This window comes from Streptomyces sp. NPDC005648 (genome assembly GCF_040605395.1).
Lineage (GTDB): Bacteria > Actinomycetota > Actinomycetes > Streptomycetales > Streptomycetaceae > Streptomyces.
Window position 1 is genome coordinate 1 of sequence record NZ_JBEXCS010000203.1, and the last position, 1,588, is coordinate 1,588.

Consider the following 1,588-nt stretch of genomic DNA (forward strand, 5'->3'; position numbering starts at 1 on the left):
TAGTACTCCAGCAGGATTTCGCTGTCTGACCTGGTCTTTTCGCCGGGTGGCGGGAGTGTAGCGGGACTTCGATCGTGCGGGGGCGGTCTCATGGAGACCGCCCCTCGATCGTGCGACAACGCCGCAGGTAGTGACAGCGACGGGCGACTGCTTGGCGCCGGCGGCGCCAGTTCGACCAGCTCAGCGCGTGGTGTCGTCCGCGGTGTCCGCTCAGGTGCGGGGGCCGGGCACGACAAGCTGCCAGGAGTCGCCGAACCTCCGCCACTGTGAGCCCGATGACCCCGGGTGTCCCACCTGTTCCGCCCCCTTTTCCCAGGGCTGGTGTGCCGTAGCGGCCAGGAAAGCGTGAGCGAGCATGGCCAGAGTGATGTGCCGATACCAGCCCACGTAGCGGCGGACCTCGTACTGATCCAGGCCGCACTCGTTCTTCGCGGCCTGGAAGCACTCCTCGATCGCCCAGCGTGCCCCGGCGACCCGCACCAGCTCCTGCACGGTGACCTGAAGGGGCGCGTAGGCGAGGTAGTAGGCGATCTCGTCGGGCTTGCTGATGCTGCGCCGGGCCAGGGCCCACCGCATCCGGTGCGGGACCTCCCCCTGATAGTCAAATTCGGCGACGGCCGGCAGCCGCACCGCTGCCCAGTGGTAGACGCGGGGCCCCTTCGCGCCGTCGCCGCAGGAGATCTTCTCCCATACCTCGTCCGGGGCCTGCGCGAACAGGCCCTCGATCCGTGAACAGCCCACGCTGAACTGGGACTTGGGGACGGCCAGTACGTAGCCGACACCTGACTGCTCCAACAGCCGGCGGAAGCGGTTGTCCTGGCCGTAGGCGGAGTCCGCGGTGACCCACGCGATAGGCAGCGGCGAGGCCAGGGCCCGCAGCACCATGTGCCGGGCCAGTTCGCCCTTGGTGGCGAACTCCCGCTCGTCGGGGACCCTTGCGGTGCGGCAGCGTTCCCGGTCCTCGGTCCAGGACTTGGGGAGGTAGAGCTCGCGGTCGACCAGAGCCCGGCCGCGGGCGGATGCGTAAGCGGCGAAGACGCCGATCTGGCAGTTCTCGGTCCGGCCGGCGGTTCCGGAGTACTGGCGCTGGACCCCGGCGGAGGTGTTGCCCTTCTTGATGAACCCTGTGTCGTCGATGATCAGGACGCCGTCGGCCTCCCCGAGTTTGCCGGCGACGTATTCCTGCACGTCGTCGCGGATGTCATCGGGCTCCCACTTCGATCCGGCGAGGAGGTGCTGCAGGCCGTCAGGGGTAGCGTGGCCGGCCTGTTCGGCCAGCTGCCAGCTGTTCTTGCGGGCCACCGGGGCAAGCAGCCCGCGCACGTAGTCCCGCATGCGGCGGCGGAGCTCGACTCGGCCGAAGCGGTGCCCGATGGTCAGGAAGAGATCGTCCAGTTCGAGGTCCCACTGCGCGGCGGCAGACTCGGTGATCACCCTCGGAGGCTGCCCCGTCGCTGTCACTATCTGCGGCGTTGTCGCACGATCGAGGGGCGGTCTCCGTGAGACCGCCCCCGCACGATCGAAGTCCCGCTACACTCCCGCCACCCGGCGAAAAGACCAGGTCAGACAGCGAAATCCTGCTGGAGTA

Annotated in this window: 1 protein-coding gene; it reads right to left on the reverse strand. The window is 68.5% G+C overall.

Going from position 1 to position 1,588, the window contains the following annotated elements:
- Positions 1-210: 210 nt before the first annotated feature.
- A complete protein-coding gene (locus tag ABZT17_RS45145; RefSeq protein ID WP_356358002.1) occupies positions 211-1,395 on the reverse strand; it encodes an IS701 family transposase in 1,185 nt (394 codons plus the stop codon).
- Positions 1,396-1,588: the final 193 nt, after the last annotated feature.